17 protein-coding genes are annotated in these 13,598 nt (G+C 72.3%); 4 read left to right on the top strand and 13 right to left on the bottom strand.

Annotated elements, in window-relative coordinates; genetic code table 11:
* A partial coding sequence (locus E1293_RS35170) for a CocE/NonD family hydrolase (protein ID WP_132202428.1) occupies nucleotides 1-506 on the top strand: 506 nt, incomplete at its 5' end.
* A gap of 213 nt (nucleotides 507-719) precedes the next feature.
* On the opposite strand, the gene E1293_RS35175 is transcribed toward E1293_RS35170, so the two are convergent.
* The 12 genes from E1293_RS35175 to E1293_RS35225 all read right to left on the bottom strand — a co-directional run bounded on the left by E1293_RS35175 (nucleotide 720) and on the right by E1293_RS35225 (nucleotide 11,106).
* Nucleotides 720-1,577 carry an ATP-grasp domain-containing protein gene (locus E1293_RS35175; protein WP_132202430.1) on the bottom strand — a complete coding sequence of 286 codons (858 nt, stop codon included), beginning with the start codon at nucleotides 1,575-1,577 and terminating at the stop codon, nucleotides 720-722.
* A 14-nt stretch (nucleotides 1,578-1,591) separates the two neighbouring features.
* Nucleotides 1,592-2,353 carry an imidazole glycerol phosphate synthase subunit HisF gene (gene hisF, locus E1293_RS35180; protein WP_132202432.1) on the bottom strand — a complete coding sequence of 254 codons (762 nt, stop codon included), beginning with the start codon at nucleotides 2,351-2,353 and terminating at the stop codon, nucleotides 1,592-1,594.
* A 16-nt stretch (nucleotides 2,354-2,369) separates the two neighbouring features.
* Complete coding sequence (gene priA / locus E1293_RS35185; RefSeq protein ID WP_132202434.1) at nucleotides 2,370-3,089, bottom strand: bifunctional 1-(5-phosphoribosyl)-5-((5-phosphoribosylamino)methylideneamino)imidazole-4-carboxamide isomerase/phosphoribosylanthranilate isomerase PriA; 720 nt, start codon at nucleotides 3,087-3,089, stop codon at nucleotides 2,370-2,372.
* A 61-nt stretch (nucleotides 3,090-3,150) separates the two neighbouring features.
* Nucleotides 3,151-3,771, bottom strand: coding sequence for a restriction endonuclease subunit S (locus E1293_RS35190; RefSeq protein ID WP_165978537.1), 621 nt, complete (start codon nucleotides 3,769-3,771; stop codon nucleotides 3,151-3,153).
* Nucleotides 3,771-5,444 (bottom strand): HsdM family class I SAM-dependent methyltransferase, encoded by a 1,674-nt coding sequence (locus E1293_RS35195; protein WP_132202438.1) that lies wholly within the window; start codon nucleotides 5,442-5,444, stop codon nucleotides 3,771-3,773. Before E1293_RS35195 ends, E1293_RS35190 begins: the two co-directional genes overlap by 1 nt.
* Nucleotides 5,434-6,117: a hypothetical protein gene (locus E1293_RS35200; RefSeq protein ID WP_132202440.1), complete on the bottom strand. Its 684-nt coding sequence runs from the start codon at nucleotides 6,115-6,117 to the stop codon at nucleotides 5,434-5,436. Before E1293_RS35200 ends, E1293_RS35195 begins: the two co-directional genes overlap by 11 nt.
* A gap of 300 nt (nucleotides 6,118-6,417) precedes the next feature.
* A complete protein-coding gene (gene hisH, locus E1293_RS35205; RefSeq protein ID WP_165978539.1) occupies nucleotides 6,418-7,068 on the bottom strand; it encodes an imidazole glycerol phosphate synthase subunit HisH in 651 nt (216 codons plus the stop codon).
* Nucleotides 7,065-7,235, bottom strand: a complete 171-nt coding sequence (locus E1293_RS47925) for a hypothetical protein (RefSeq protein ID WP_165978538.1) — start codon at nucleotides 7,233-7,235, stop codon at nucleotides 7,065-7,067. The genes hisH and E1293_RS47925 overlap by 4 nt, the downstream gene beginning before the upstream one ends.
* 2 nt (nucleotides 7,236-7,237) lie before the next feature.
* On the bottom strand, nucleotides 7,238-7,831 hold the full coding sequence (hisB, locus tag E1293_RS35210) for an imidazoleglycerol-phosphate dehydratase HisB (RefSeq protein WP_132202442.1): 594 nt from the start codon (nucleotides 7,829-7,831) through the stop codon (nucleotides 7,238-7,240).
* Nucleotides 7,828-8,916 (bottom strand): histidinol-phosphate transaminase, encoded by a 1,089-nt coding sequence (locus tag E1293_RS35215; protein ID WP_132202444.1) that lies wholly within the window; start codon nucleotides 8,914-8,916, stop codon nucleotides 7,828-7,830. Before E1293_RS35215 ends, hisB begins: the two co-directional genes overlap by 4 nt.
* Nucleotides 8,913-10,220, bottom strand: coding sequence for a histidinol dehydrogenase (hisD, locus tag E1293_RS35220; protein WP_132202446.1), 1,308 nt, complete (start codon nucleotides 10,218-10,220; stop codon nucleotides 8,913-8,915). The genes E1293_RS35215 and hisD overlap by 4 nt, the downstream gene beginning before the upstream one ends.
* A 61-nt stretch (nucleotides 10,221-10,281) precedes the next feature.
* Entirely contained in the window at nucleotides 10,282-11,106 is an 825-nt protein-coding gene (locus E1293_RS35225; protein WP_132202448.1) for a PhzF family phenazine biosynthesis protein, read from the bottom strand.
* A gap of 220 nt (nucleotides 11,107-11,326) precedes the next feature.
* Here E1293_RS35225 and E1293_RS35230 point away from each other — a divergent pair, with 220 nt between their 5' ends.
* Together E1293_RS35230 and ybaK are read left to right on the top strand one after the other, a co-directional pair.
* Entirely contained in the window at nucleotides 11,327-11,989 is a 663-nt protein-coding gene (locus E1293_RS35230) for an LON peptidase substrate-binding domain-containing protein (protein WP_132202450.1), read from the top strand.
* A gap of 24 nt (nucleotides 11,990-12,013) precedes the next feature.
* Nucleotides 12,014-12,505 (top strand): Cys-tRNA(Pro) deacylase, encoded by a 492-nt coding sequence (gene ybaK / locus E1293_RS35235; RefSeq protein ID WP_132202452.1) that lies wholly within the window; start codon nucleotides 12,014-12,016, stop codon nucleotides 12,503-12,505.
* Here ybaK and E1293_RS35240 read toward each other — a convergent pair.
* Entirely contained in the window at nucleotides 12,389-12,991 is a 603-nt protein-coding gene (locus E1293_RS35240; RefSeq protein ID WP_243717010.1) for a hypothetical protein, read from the bottom strand. The genes ybaK and E1293_RS35240 overlap by 117 nt on opposite strands.
* Before the next feature lie 128 nt (nucleotides 12,992-13,119).
* Here E1293_RS35240 and E1293_RS35245 point away from each other — a divergent pair.
* Nucleotides 13,120-13,598 (top strand): DUF6882 domain-containing protein (locus tag E1293_RS35245; protein WP_132202454.1); only part of this gene is annotated, 479 nt, incomplete at its 3' end.

Below are 13,598 nucleotides of genomic sequence, written 5' to 3' on the forward strand. Positions count from 1 at the left end.
GGCCCACACCCGCGCTCGGCGGCCCCTCCCTGCTCGGCAGCTCCCGCCCGGTCGACAACCGCCCGCTGGAGCGGCGCCCGGACGTCCTGGTGTTCACCTCCCCGGCCCTCGCCGACGACCTCGACGTCGTCGGGCCGGTCGGCGCCGACCTGTTCGTCCGCTCCGACCGGGAGCACACCGACTTCGTCGTCCGGCTCTGCGACGTCGCCCCGGACGGGACGTCCCGCAACGTCTGCGAAGGCGGCCTCCGCCTGCCGGCCGCCGGAGCGAAACCCGTCGGGACCGGCGGCGTCCTCCGCGTCGCGGTCGACCTGTGGCCCACCGGCCACCGCTTCCGCCGCGGCCACCGCGTCCGCGTCCACGTCACCAGCGGCGCCCACCCCAAGGTCGCCGCCAACCCCGGCACCGGAGCACCCCTGGCCACCACCGCGACCCGCATGGTCAAGGCCCACCAGGAGCTGTTCCACGACCCCGACCACCCCTCCGCGATCATCCTGAGCGTCTGATTGCAGTGTTCATGGCAGTGCCCTCCTCCTTCGGGCCTTGGCGGCCCTCCATCGTCGGGCACTGCGTGCGATCGCTGCATCGCTCCGGCTCGCCTTGCGGCTCGCTGCGCGATCAGGTTCTCGCAAGCTCGAACCTGCCTTCGGACGCGATCGCGCGGCTTTGGGTGGTTGCGTGGTTGCGGCGATGGCTGATGCGGAAGCCCCCGTCGAGAATCAGAGGCGGGCGGCGATGGCCTTGGCGAAGCGGTCGGGGCTGCCGGGATCGTGCTGGAGGTAGAGGTTGGGTTCGGTCAGTTCCAGTTCGATGAGGAGCGGGGCGCCGTCCGGGCCGGGGATCATGTCGACGCGGGCGTAGAGGAGGTCCTCGCCGCCCGGGACGGCGGACAGGGCGCGGCCGGCCAGGGCCAGCTCCGCCTCGGTCGCCGTGGAGGCCGTCACCTGCCCCCGGGCGGGGTCGTCGCGGACCGGGCCCTGGACGCCCGCGCCCGCGGAGAGGATCTGGGCCTTGCGGCCGGCGTGGCTGTACTCGCCCTCGCAGAAGACCAGCGCCGTCTCGCCGGCCGTGTCGACGGCACGCAGGTACGGCTGGACCATGACCGTCCGGCCCGCGTCGCGGAGCGAGCGCAGGTGGGCGCGGGCGGCGTCCTCCTCGCCGGGGCCCCAGCGGGCCGTGTCGCGCGACCCGATCGAGACGGCCGGCTTGACGACGTACTCGGGCCATCCGGACGGGATGTCGTCCGGATCCCACAGGGTCGGGACGATGGGGACGCCTGCTTCGGCGAGTTCGCGGAGGTAGCGCTTGTCGGTGTTCCACCGGACGACCCCGGCCGGGTTGAGGACGCGGGGCAGGCTCTCCGCCCACGCCACGAACTCGTCCCGGCGGGCGGTGTAGTCCCAGGTGGAGCGGATGACGACCAGGTCGTAGCGGGACCAGTCGACCTCGGCGTCCCAGCTGACGGCCTCGGCGCCGACGCCCAGGGAGGCGAGGGCACCGGTGAGGATCTGGACGTCGTCGCTTCCCTCGGGCAGCAGTGAGCAGGTCGCGAACGCGACGGTCGTTCGGGGGGCCATACGGGGTTTCCTTCTCAGCGGACGGGGTTGCCGGCCTCGCGCAGCGCGGACTTGACCTCGGAGATCTTCAGTTCCCCGAAGTGGAAGACGCTGGCGGCGAGGACGGCGTCCGCGCCCGCGGCCACGGCGGGCGCGAAGTGCTCTGCGGCCCCGGCGCCGCCACTGGCGATCACCGGGACGGACACGGTCTCCCGGACGCGGCGGAGCATCTCCAGGTCGAACCCGGCCTTGGTGCCGTCGGCGTCCATCGAGTTCAGCAGGATCTCGCCGACGCCGAGCTCCGCGCCGCGGCGGGCCCACTCGACCGCGTCGATGCCCGTCCCCTTGCGGCCGCCGTGCGTGGTGACCTCGAAGCCCGACTCGGTGCCGTCCGCGCGGCGGGCGTCCACCGAGAGCACGATGCACTGCGAGCCGAACCGGTGCGCCGCCTCGCGCAGGAACTCGGGCCGCGCGATCGCGGCGGTGTTGATCGAGACCTTGTCGGCGCCCGCGCGCAGCAGCCGGTCGACGTCCTCGACGGCGCGGATGCCGCCGCCGACCGTCAGCGGGATGAACACCTGCTCGGCGGTCCGGCGGACGACGTCGTAGGTCGTGGAGCGGTCGGCGCTGGAGGCGGTGATGTCGAGGAACGTCAGCTCGTCGGCGCCCTCGGCGTCGTACCGGCGCGCCAGCTCGACGGGGTCGCCCGCGTCCCGCAGGTTCTGGAAGTTGACGCCCTTGACCACGCGCCCGGCGTCGACGTCCAGGCACGGGATCACCCGCACGGCCACGGTCACTTGACGGCCTCCCCGCTCACTTCACAACCTCCAGGGCCTCTTCCAGCGTGAACGCCTGCGCGTACAGGGCCTTGCCGACGATCGCGCCCTCGACGCCGATGGACACGAGCCCGGCCAGCGCACGCAGGTCGTCCAGCGACGAGACGCCGCCGGACGCGATGACGGGCTTGTCGGTCCGCGCGCACACCTCGCGGAGCAGGCCCGTGTTGGGGCCGCGGAGCGTGCCGTCCTTCGTGACGTCGGTGACGACGTAGCGGGGGCAGCCGTCGTCCTCCAGGCGTGCGAGGACCTCCCACAGGTCGCCGCCCTCCCGCGTCCAGCCGCGCGCGGCGAGCGTCGTGCCGCGCACGTCCAGCCCCACCGCGATCTTGTCGCCGTGCGAGGCGATGATCTTCCGGCACCACCCGGGGTCCTCCAGCGCGGCGGTGCCGATGTTGACGCGTGCGCAGCCGGTCGACAGCGCCGCCTCCAGCGACGCGTCGTCGCGGATGCCGCCCGACAGCTCGACCTTCACGTCCAGCTTCCCGGTCATCTCGGCGAGCAGCTCCCGGTTGGACCCGCGCCCGAACGCCGCGTCGAGGTCGACCAGATGGATCCACTCCGCCCCCGCCCTCTGCCAGGCGAGCGCCGCGTCGAGGGGGGCGCCGTAGGAGGTCTCGGTGCCGGCCTCGCCCTGCACCAGCCGGACGGCCTGGCCGTCGGCGACGTCGACCGCGGGAAGGAGCGTCAAAGTCATACGGAAACCCTATCGACACTGGTGGACGCTTGGTAAACGCCAGGCAGCGCCCGCTGAGGTGTCATCCGAACGGGGGACGGGAGCCGACGAACAAGAGCCGCGCGACCGAACCGCGCAGTTCATCGGTCGAGCGGACGATCTCCTCATGGACGGCGATCTTCTCGTCCAAGAGTCCGAGGATTTCACTCATCGCCCGCTGCTCCTCGATAGGCGGCACCGCCAACGGCATCCCGGCAACTGCTCGGATGTTCAGGTTGGGGATGACCGACCCGGTCGACGAACGCCGAAGCCAGTCCTTCACCGCAGGGTGCTCGAAGTAGTAGACGAGATAACGGGGCAGGACTTCCGGACCTGTGCGGAGCCGAAGGCAACCGCTGCCGACGAACCATCCGGTGTTCTCCTCGGTCGCGCAGGCACTTCGGCCCAGATCGCCGGTACGCGCGCAGACGACGTCATCCGGCCGCAGTCGGTAACGGTCCATCCCCGCATCGCCGGGGACTGCGATCCGGGTGAGGCCGTCCCTCGCAATACGGCCCCTCGCGATGTTGCCGATCATGACGATCGGAGTCCCGTCCGGGGATCCGCGCCAAGCCCGCTTCGAGAGCCCCGCCTGGATCCGGCACACCTCGCCGAGCGGCACCGTGACCCAGCCCGCGGGAACGGGACCGATCACGCCGGCCATCACCGCTCGCCCCCGAGCCACCATTCGATCGCCGTGTCGATCTCGGCCGAGCGGGCGTGCAGGTGAGTCAGCTCGTGCCGGAGCCGATCGACCTCCCCTCTCGTCGAGAGGACATCGGCCTGAACCGGGACAGAAGCCACATAGGTGGGTGGGCTGAGCGAATGACCCTGCGCCCGGAGCTCGTCCAACAGGACGCGACGAGCGAAACCGGGCTCGTCGTCGAACCGGTGCTGTCGCCATCGGCGGTAGGTCTCGCTGATCCTGCAGACATCGTCATCGCCGAGCGTCCGCACGATGCGGCTCCGCATTCCGCCGAGTCCTCCCGCATCGATCAGCAGAACCCCCTCGTCCGCCGTCCGGCCTTTCCTGAGTATCCACAGGCTCACGGGGATCGCCGTCGACCTGAACAGCGCGGAGGGCAGGGCGACGACACAGTCGACGACCCCGTCCTCGACCATGGCGGCGCGGATCGCCTGCTCGGCCCGCTGCCGGGAGAACGTGGCCCCGTTCGCGGTGACGACGGCCGCCCTTCCGTGATCGGACAAGGTCGCCAGGACCGACTGGAGCCACGCGAAGTTGGCGCTGCGTGACGGTGGGTCGCCATATGGCCAGCCATGGCCCAGCGGAGTCCGGTCGCCCAACGTCATGGTGAACGGTGGATTGGTGACCACCACATCGAACCGTTCGCCCCTCCCCGACCATCCCCGCACCTCCTCCAGCGCGCCGGCTCTGATGTCCGCCGGCACCCCGTGCACGAGGAGGTTCATGACCGCGAGACGCCGTCCGCGTTCGGTGAGAGAGGCTCCCGTCACCTCGGTGGGCGGCGCGCTCGCCAACGCCGCCGTGCGCACGTGCTCGATCACTCCGACGAGCATCCCGCCCGTCCCGCAACAGGGGTCGTGAATGCGCTCCCCCGCGGCAGGCGTCACCATCTCCACCATCGTCCGGACGACCGATCGCGGCGTGTGGAACTCTCCACCACGGTGTCCCTCCATGTCCGCGACCTGGTCGAGCAGCCGCTCATAAAGACTCGCGGCCTCCGGGCTCACCCGGCGGGAGCCGCCGCCCGCTCCCGGCCGCAGACCCGCCAGGACCTCGGCGATCGCCACCAGAACCCTGCCGCCGTCCGCTCCCCGGGGCACAGGCGGGTCATCGAGACGCACAGTCGATCTTCGAGACATGCCGTCCCACGCCCGCAGGAACAGCTCCCCAGCGGCCGGGAGCGGGGCGTCCCGGACGGCCTCCCGGAACCGCGCGAAGCCGTCCGGGTCGACGGCCAGGAAGCAGAGGAGGGCGAGGAGCGTCTCGGCATAGTCGGCCGGATCGGCGAAGTCGCGGACGCCCGCGAGGATTCTCATCAGCTCTTCGGCCGGGCTCGGTCCGCTCATCACGGTCGGCTCCCGCCGGGTCGGCACGACCCGCGTGCCCGCGGCCGTCTCCCGGAAGCGATCGCCGAACGTGGTCCCGGGCTTCTCGCCGGAGCGCAGAGCGTTCACCGGGATGCGCCGGGCATCCAACCACGCGGCGATCTCCGTGGGGTCATAGAGCTCCCCTCCCGTTCCCGCCAGCGGATGCGGGAAGTCGGAATGCCGCCGCTTCCAGTTGGATGCCGCGGGCCGCTGGACACCTGCCCGGCGGGCCACATCGGCCAGCGACACCCGCTCAGTGCTCATCGCACGTCCCGGCGGAGCCGGACCGGTCCCCGACCGCACCGACGTCCGGTCGGCGCGCCAGCACGTCCGGCACGCCGTCCTGACGGCGGGCCGCCGCGGCGCACTCCGGTGAGAGGTAACCGAGGAGGCGGAAGACCCTGCCGTGGTCCGCCGCCAGCCCGTAGTGGTGAATCGGCTCGTAGTGCATGACCCTGTTGCGGAATCTGCGGGCGGTGTTCAGCTCCGCGTGAAGCTCGCGCCGTGGCCCCGCGAACTCCGGGAAGGCGCGGTGCAGGGCGGGAACCCAGAAATACCGGTCGGCCCGGCGGCTCAGCAGCGACACCCAGAAGCCGAAGGTCAGCTCGGCCACGATGTCGTCGGCGCTCGGGCGCGTCACGCCACGTGCCCGGAGCTTAGACTTGGCCTGCGCCACGTTGCGGGGCCCGTCACCGAGAAGGCGTGCGCTCGCCCACCAGTCACGCCTGCCGTGCGCACGGCAGAGCTCGGCGTGGAGAGCGTTCCGCAGGGTGATCTCAAGCCAGTGGAGCGGGCCGTAGAATGCCGCGGAGGCATCAAGGTTCCACCAGTACAGGCGCATCGCCGCTGCGAGGTCGCCGTCGACGGCGGCCAGGTAGGGGGCCAGCCGCGCCGGCGAGAGGGCACCGCGCGTCCAGTCGAGCTCTCCAGCGCTCACCGGTGTCTCCTGATCACTCTGCGCCCACGGGGATGGGCCGGGGATGTGTTAACCTGAACGAGTACGCCCCGGGTCCGCCTCTGCAACGCATGCCGCCCGGGGCATTATCTTTCTCCGTCGGCGATCGCCCTGAGAACGGGCGCCGACGCCATCTTTTTGCCTTCAACTTAGCTGCGCCCATCGCGGCATCGCAAGCGCATTCTTAATATTTTTTTTGTTAACACCACAAGCGCGCACCGGGCTATCGCGTTCTCCACCACCATCGCGGGGTTAACAGATCTCCGTGCGTGGCCAATATGTTCAGGCCAGGGTGGCGAGCCAGTTGCGCAGGAGGGCGGCGCCGGCGTCGCCGGACTTCTCCGGGTGGAACTGGGTGGCGCACAGGGGGCCGTTCTCGACGGCGGCGACGAAGCGGCCGCCGTGCTCGGACCAGGTGACCAGGGGCGGCGGTATGAGGCCGGCCGGATCGGGCTCCAGGTCCCAGCCGCGGGCGGCGTAGGAGTGGACGAAGTAGAAGCGCTCGCCGGCCAGGCCGTCGAAGAGGGCGGAGCCCTCGGGGGCCGCGACGGTGTTCCAGCCCATGTGCGGGACGACCGGCGCGTCGAGCCGGTCGACGGTCCCCGGCCATTCGTCGCAGCCCTCGGTGGTGACGCCGTGCTCGATGCCCTTGGTGAAGAGGATCTGCATGCCGACGCAGATACCGAGGACGGGGCGCCCGCCCGCGAGGCGGCGGCCGATGATCTGGTCGCCGCGGACCGAGCGCAGGCCCGCCATGCACGCGGCGAACGCGCCGACGCCCGGGACGACCAGGCCGTCGGCGCCGAGCGCGGCGTCCCAGTCGGCGGTGACGGTCACGTCGGCGCCGGCACGGGCCACGGCGCGTTCGGCGGAGCGCAGGTTTCCCGAGCCGTAGTCGAGGATGACGATGTTCTTCCCGGCCGCGTTCCTCACAGCCACGTCACTCCCGCGGCGAACACCAGCGCGGCCAGCACGAACACGATCAGCGCGGCGATCTTCAGGCCCTGCTTGACGAAGCTGTACACCCCGGCCAGCAGGAACACCGCGACCGCGAAGATCGCCACGTTGCCGTAGGTGAAGTGGACACCACCGATCTCCACGGCTACAGGGCTCCCTTGGTGGACGGGATGCCGTGCACCTTCGGGTCGAACGCCACGGCGTCGCGCAGCGCGCGGGCGAGGGCCTTGAACTGGGCCTCGACGATGTGGTGCGCGTTGCGCCCGTACGGGACATGGACGTGCAGCGCCACCTGGGCGTTCGACACGAACGACTCGAGGATGTGCCGGGTCATCGTGGTGTCGTACTCGGGGCCGATCATCGGGGCCATTCCGTCCGGCTCGGCGTGCACCAGGTAGGGGCGGCCGGACACGTCCACGGTGACCTGGGCGAGCGCCTCGTCGAGCGGGATGGAGGCGTCGGCGAACCGGCGGATGCCGGCCTTGTCGCCGAGCGCCTCGCGGAACGCCTGGCCGAGCGCGATGGCGGTGTCCTCGATCGTGTGGTGGCTGTCGATGTGCAGGTCGCCGGCCGTCTTGACGGTCAGGTCGAACGACCCGTGCTTGCCGAGCTGGGCCAGCATGTGGTCGAAGAACCCCACCCCGGTCGCGACGTCGACCTGCCCGGTGCCGTCGAGGTCGATCTCGACGAGGACCTGGGTCTCCTTGGTCCCGCGCTCGACTCGTCCCTTGCGCGTCACAGACTCTCCTTTAGTGCGGTGCGGAAGGCTGCCATCTCTTCGGGGGTGCCGACGCTGACCCGCAGCCACTCGGGCGGCCCCACCTCCCGGATCAGGACGCCGCGGCCGAGCATGGTCTCCCAGACCTCGCGGCGGTCCGGGAACGTCCCGAACAGGACGAAGTTGGCGTCGGAGTCGGCCACCCGGAAGCCCTCGGCGCGCAGCCACGCGACGATCTCGTCGCGGTCGCGGCGCAGGGCCTCGACGCCGCCGAGCAGCTCCCCGCCGTGCGCGAGGGCGGTGCGGGCGACGGCCTGGGTGACGGCCGACAGGTGGTAGGGCAGCCGGACGAGCAGCAGCGCGCCGATCACGGCCGGGTCGGCGGCCAGGTAGCCGAGGCGGGTGCCGGCCATCGCGAACGCCTTGGACATCGTCCGGGTGACGATCAGCCGCGGGTGGCCGTCCAGCAGCGTCAGCGCGGACGGCGTGCCCGTCCGGCGGAACTCGGCGTACGCCTCGTCGACCACGACCATGCCGGGCGCGACCTCCAGCACGGCCCTGATCGCGTCGAGGGGCAGTGCGGTGCCGGTCGGGTTGTTCGGCGAGGTCAGGAACACGATGTCGGGCCGGTGCTCCGCGACCGCCGCGATGGCGCGCTCGGGTTCGAGGCCGAAGTCCTCGTCCCGGAAGGCGTTCACCCAGCGCGTCCCGGACACCCCGGTGATGATCGGGTGCATCGAGTAGGACGGCTCGAAGCCGAGCGCGGTGCGGCCCGCCCCGCCGAACGCCTGCAGGATCTGCTGGATGATCTCGTTGGAGCCGTTCGCCGCCCACACCCGGCCGGCGGTGAGGCCCGCACCGGGCGTGTCGGAGTTCAGGAAGGCGGCGAGGTCCTCGCGGAGCGCGACGGCGTCGCGGTCCGGGTAGCGGTTCAGGGACCCGGCGACGTCCATGACCGCCTCGCCGAGCGCCTTCACCAGGCGGTCGGACGGCGGGTACGGGTTCTCGTTGGTGTTCAGCGCGTACGGGACGTCCAGCTGCGGCGCCCCGTAGGGCTCCCGGCCGCGCAGGTCGTCCCGCAGCGGCAGATCGTTCAGCGAGGTCACGAAGGGATCCCCCAATTGAAGCGTGCCTTCAGGGCGGCCCCGTGCGCGGGCAGGTCCTCGGCCTCGGCGAGGGCGACCACGCGGGAGGTGGCTTCGGCGAGGGCGTCGCGGTCGTACTCGACGACGTGCACGCCGCGCAGGAACGACTGGACCGACAGCCCGGACGAGTGGCACGCGCACCCGCCGGTCGGCAGGACGTGGTTGGACCCGGCGAGGTAGTCGCCGAGCGACACCGGCGCGTGCCGGCCCACGAAGATCGCCCCGGCGTTGCGGACGCGGGCGGCGATCGCGGCGGCGTCGGCGGTCTGGACCTCCAGGTGCTCGGCGGCGTAGGCGTCCACGACCTTCAGGCCGTCCTCGACGCCGTCCACCAGGACGATGCCGGACTGCCGCCCGGCGAGGGCCTCGGTGATCCGCTCGGTGTGCCTGGTGCGCGCGGCCTGCGCCTTCAGCTCGGCCTCGACCTCGTCGGCCAGCCGCACCGAGTCGGTGACGAGGACGGCGGCGGCGAGCACGTCGTGCTCGGCCTGGCTGATCAGGTCGGCGGCGACGTCCACGGGGTCGGCGGTGCCGTCGGCGAGGATCGCGATCTCCGTCGGGCCCGCCTCGGCGTCGATGCCGATCACGCCCTTGAGCAGCCGCTTCGCGGCGGCGACGTACACGTTGCCGGGCCCGGTGACCAGGTCGGCGCGGCGGCACTCGCCGGTGCCGTAGGCGAACATCGCGATGGCCTGCGCGCCGCCGGCGGCGTGGACCTCGTCCACCCCGAGGAGCGCGCATGCTGCCAGGATCGCCGGGTGCGGCAGGCCGCCGAACTCCTTCTGCGGAGGCGATGTGACGGCGAGGGAGGCGACGCCCGCCTCCTGCGCGGGGACGACGTTCATGACGACGCTGGACGGGTACACGGCGCGCCCGCCCGGCACGTACAGCCCGACGCGGCCGACCGGGATCCACTTCTCGGTGACGGTTCCGCCTGGCACGACCTGCGTGGTGACGTCGGTGCGGCGCTGCGCGCGGTGCACGGCGCGGGCGCGGCGGATGCTCTCCTCCAGCGCGTCCCGGACGGCCGGGTCGAGGTCGGCGAGCGCCCGGTGGACGGTCTCGACCGGGACCCGCGTGCTCTCCAGCTCGACCCCGTCCAGCGCCCTGGTGTGCTCCCGGACCGCATCCGAGCCGCGATGGCGGACGTCCTCGCAGATGGGCCGCACCTTGTCCAGGGCGGCCTCGACGTCGAGTTCGGCGCGGGGCAGCACGGAGCGCAGCTCGCCGGGAAGGGAGCCGCGCAGGTCGATACGGGAAATCACCCGTCCAGTCTACGGAGTGGCCCCCGTCCCCCGTGCACCGTCTCACGTGCCGAGACGCGTGTCACGGCGCGATTCGCAGCGCCCCGTCGAGGACGGTCACGGCCGTTCCGGACAGGACCACGCGGTCGTCGCGCAGGACGACCCGGACATGCCCGCCGCGCTCGGACGCCTGGTAGCCGACCAGCTCGCGGCGCCCCAGGCGGGCGGCCCAGAACGGCGCGAGGGCGCAGTGCGCCGAGCCGGTCACCGGGTCCTCCCCGTCGCCCTCCAGCGCCCGCGCGGCGAAGAAGCGGGACACGAAGTCGTGCCCGCCCGCCGGATCGGCCTGCGCCGTGACGATCACTCCGCGCGCGTCGATCTCCCCGAGCGCGGCGATGTCGGGGGCCAGGCCGCGGACCTCGGGCTCGCCGTCCACCTCGACGAGCAGGTCGTTCTGCCCGTTCCGGCCGACCCCGGCGATCTTGACGCCGAGCGCCTCGGCCAGCCCCGCGGGGACCTCGGCGGGCTCCGCGGGCTGGGCCGGGAAGTCCATGGACAGCTCGCCCGCGGGGTCCCGGGTGATGGTCAGGACTCCGCTCTTGAGCGTCTGGAACCTGATCGGGCGGTCGGGCGCCACCGTGCCGCTGTCGTAGAGGGCGTGGGCACTCGCCAGCGTGGCGTGCCCGCACAGCGCGACCTCGACCTTCGGCGTGAACCAGCGCAGCTCGAAGCCGGCATCGGCATGCGCGGGGCCTAGCGGCCGGACGAACGCGGTCTCGGAGTGCCTCATCTCCGCGGCGACCCGCTGCATCCACTCCGCCGGGACGGGCCCTTCGAGCAGGCAGACCCCGGCGGGGTTGCCGGCGAACGGGCGGTCGGTGAAGGCGTCCACGACGAGCATTCTCATGGCGCCGACGCTACAAGCCGCCGCGCGGACCGCGGCACGGCCAATCCATCGGAAGTGGCCTGGCCAATCGGCCGGGAATGGCCTTCCGGCCGCCCCTCCGCGACGGCCGTGACTCCGGCTTCACAGTGTGAAAAAACGACCCTTACCAAGATCATCAATATGGACGTAGGCTGGCGCCGAGGGCGTTTCCCGGTGGCGCCCAGGAGTGTGGGAGACAAGAGTGACCGAGCGGCTCGCCCTGTTCCCGCTGGGCACCGTGCTGTTCCCCGGCCTGGTGCTCCCGCTGCACCTGTTCGAGGACCGGTACCGCCGGCTGATCGGCGACCTCCTCGACCAGCCGGAGCCGCGCGGCTTCGGCGTCGTCGGCATCGAGCTCGGCCACGAGGTCGGCGAGACGTCCGCGCACCGCCTCGCCGAGGTCGGCTGCGTCGCCGAGCTGCGCGAGGTGTCGCCGCACCCCGACGGGCGCTACGACATCGTGACGGTCGGCACCCGGCGGTTCCGGCTGAAGGAGCTGGACCGGTCCCGGCCCTACCTGCGGGGCGAGGTCGAGTTCCTGCCGGAGGAGCGCGGCAGCGGGCCGGAGCCCGTCGCGGCCCGCGTGCGCAGGCTGTTCCGGCTCTACCGGCACCGGCTCGGGGCCGCGGGCGCCGGGCCGATGGAGAGGATCGACCCGCCCGACGACCCGGTGACGCTGTCGTACGTGATCGCGGCGTCCCTCGTCCTGGACGGGCAGGACAAGCAGCGGCTGCTGGAGTGCGAGGACGCGACGCTCCGGCTGGAGGCCGAACGGGACCTGCTCGCCCGGGAGAACCGCATCCTGGACGTGCTCCCGACGATCCCCGCCGGGCAGTTCCTGGACGGGTCCTTCACGCCGAACTGAGCGGGCACGGCAGACTGTGCCCCCATGAGCAGAGCCAAGGGCGGCAAGGGGACGCCGGCGACGGTCGCCGCGACCAAGGCGAAGATCGATTTCACGCTGCACGCCTACGAGGCCGACCCGGACGCCGAGTCCTACGGGCAGGCCGCCGCCGACGCCCTCGGCGTCCCGCACGACCGGCTCTTCAAGACGCTGCTGGCGGAGGTCGACGGGAACCTCACGGTCGGCGTCGTGCCCGTGTCGTCCAGCCTCGACCTGAAGGCGCTCGCGGCGGCGGCCGGCGGGAAGAAGGCGCGGATGGCCGACCCGCGCGACGCCGAGCGCGCCACCGGGTACGTCGTCGGCGGGATCAGCCCGCTCGGCCAGCGCAGGCGGCTGCCGGCCGTGATCGACGCGTCGGTGTCAGCGCTCCCGACCGTCTACGTCTCGGCCGGCCGGCGCGGACTCCAGATCGAGCTCGTCCCCGCCGACCTCGTCCGCCTCACCGGCGCCCTCGTCGCCGCGATCGCCCGCGGGTAGCCGCCGGACGACCATCTCCAGCAGCCCGTAGGCGGCGACCGCGGGCAGCGCCCAGAACACGAGGACGCCCTTCGCGCGCAGGTCGGCGACGCCGTCGACGGTGGTGCCGTCGCGGCCGTGCCGGACCGCGTCCTGGAAGTGGCCGAGCCCGACCAGATGGCCGGTCCGCCACGCGAGGACGGCCGCGGCGACACCCCCCACGGCCAGGCCCAGCAGCAGTGCGATGTCGTTGCCGCGCCCGCCCGCCAGGTAGGCGCCGACACCGCAGACGATCCCCGCGACCAGGGCGATCAAGGCGAAACGGGCGTCGATCCCGATCGGCCCCTGCCCTTCCGGCTCGGCCAGAAGGGCCTCACCCTGCACGACCACATATGTCACCTTGGGGGCGGTGGCCGCCCACAGCAGGCCCGCCAGGGGACCCAGCAGCGTGACGACACCGCTGGTGACCGCCCAGATCGCCAAGAGCCTCCCGGTCGGTCGCCGCACCTCGTACGCTCCTAGCTGTAAGTCCTCTGACAGCGAAAGCCTAGCCTGCCCAGGTCAGCCGATCGACTCTCGAAGGGTGTCCGATTCCCGCCCGCGAAGGCCCCGATTACTGGGATAATGTGCCCGACATGTCCGGATTCAGCCCCGCGTTCGAACGCCTCGGCGCCGCACTGGCGGCCGTCGTCCTGCAGCAGCAGGAGACGCTCGCCGAGTTCCTGCCGCGCGAGGACTGGAGCGCCGACCTCACCGCCCGCACCTACGCCAGCGGCGGCGTCACGGTACGGGTGTCGCTGCTCGGCAGCTACGCGGCGCGCGAGCGCACCTGGCTGTGGGGCTGGGCCAACCCCCAGTTCGGCGACGCGCACCCCGCGGTCGCCCCGACCCTGGTCATCCGGACGATCGGGGAACGGCTCGGCATCACCGAGTTCACCACCCCCGAGGTCGACCTGTCCTGGTACGAGGGCCCGGCCGGGCACGGCGGCGAACTGATCGCGATGGCCGCCGGCGGCGTCCTGCGCGGCGCCGGCTACATCGGCGCCGGCTACGACGGCGGCTCCGCCTACCTGCACGTCGACGACCCGCAGGTCCCGCCCGCCCAGTGGGACCC

Origin of the sequence: Actinomadura darangshiensis (assembly GCF_004349235.1) — a bacterium.
Lineage (GTDB): Bacteria > Actinomycetota > Actinomycetes > Streptosporangiales > Streptosporangiaceae > Spirillospora > Spirillospora darangshiensis.

What these genes read in the sequence shown, in the direction of transcription:
- ybaK (WP_132202452.1), top strand. Translation starts at nt 12,014, where the DNA reads ATGAGCAGAGCCAAGGGCGGCAAGGGGACGCCGGCGACGGTCGCCGCG.
- E1293_RS35175 (WP_132202430.1), bottom strand. Translation starts at nt 1,577, where the DNA reads ATGGCCCCCCGAACGACCGTCGCGTTCGCGACCTGCTCACTGCTGCCC.
- priA (WP_132202434.1), bottom strand. Translation starts at nt 3,089, where the DNA reads ATGACTTTGACGCTCCTTCCCGCGGTCGACGTCGCCGACGGCCAGGCC.
- E1293_RS35195 (WP_132202438.1), bottom strand. Translation starts at nt 5,444, where the DNA reads ATGAGCACTGAGCGGGTGTCGCTGGCCGATGTGGCCCGCCGGGCAGGT.
- E1293_RS35190 (WP_165978537.1), bottom strand. Translation starts at nt 3,771, where the DNA reads ATGGCCGGCGTGATCGGTCCCGTTCCCGCGGGCTGGGTCACGGTGCCG.
- E1293_RS35225 (WP_132202448.1), bottom strand. Translation starts at nt 11,106, where the DNA reads ATGAGAATGCTCGTCGTGGACGCCTTCACCGACCGCCCGTTCGCCGGC.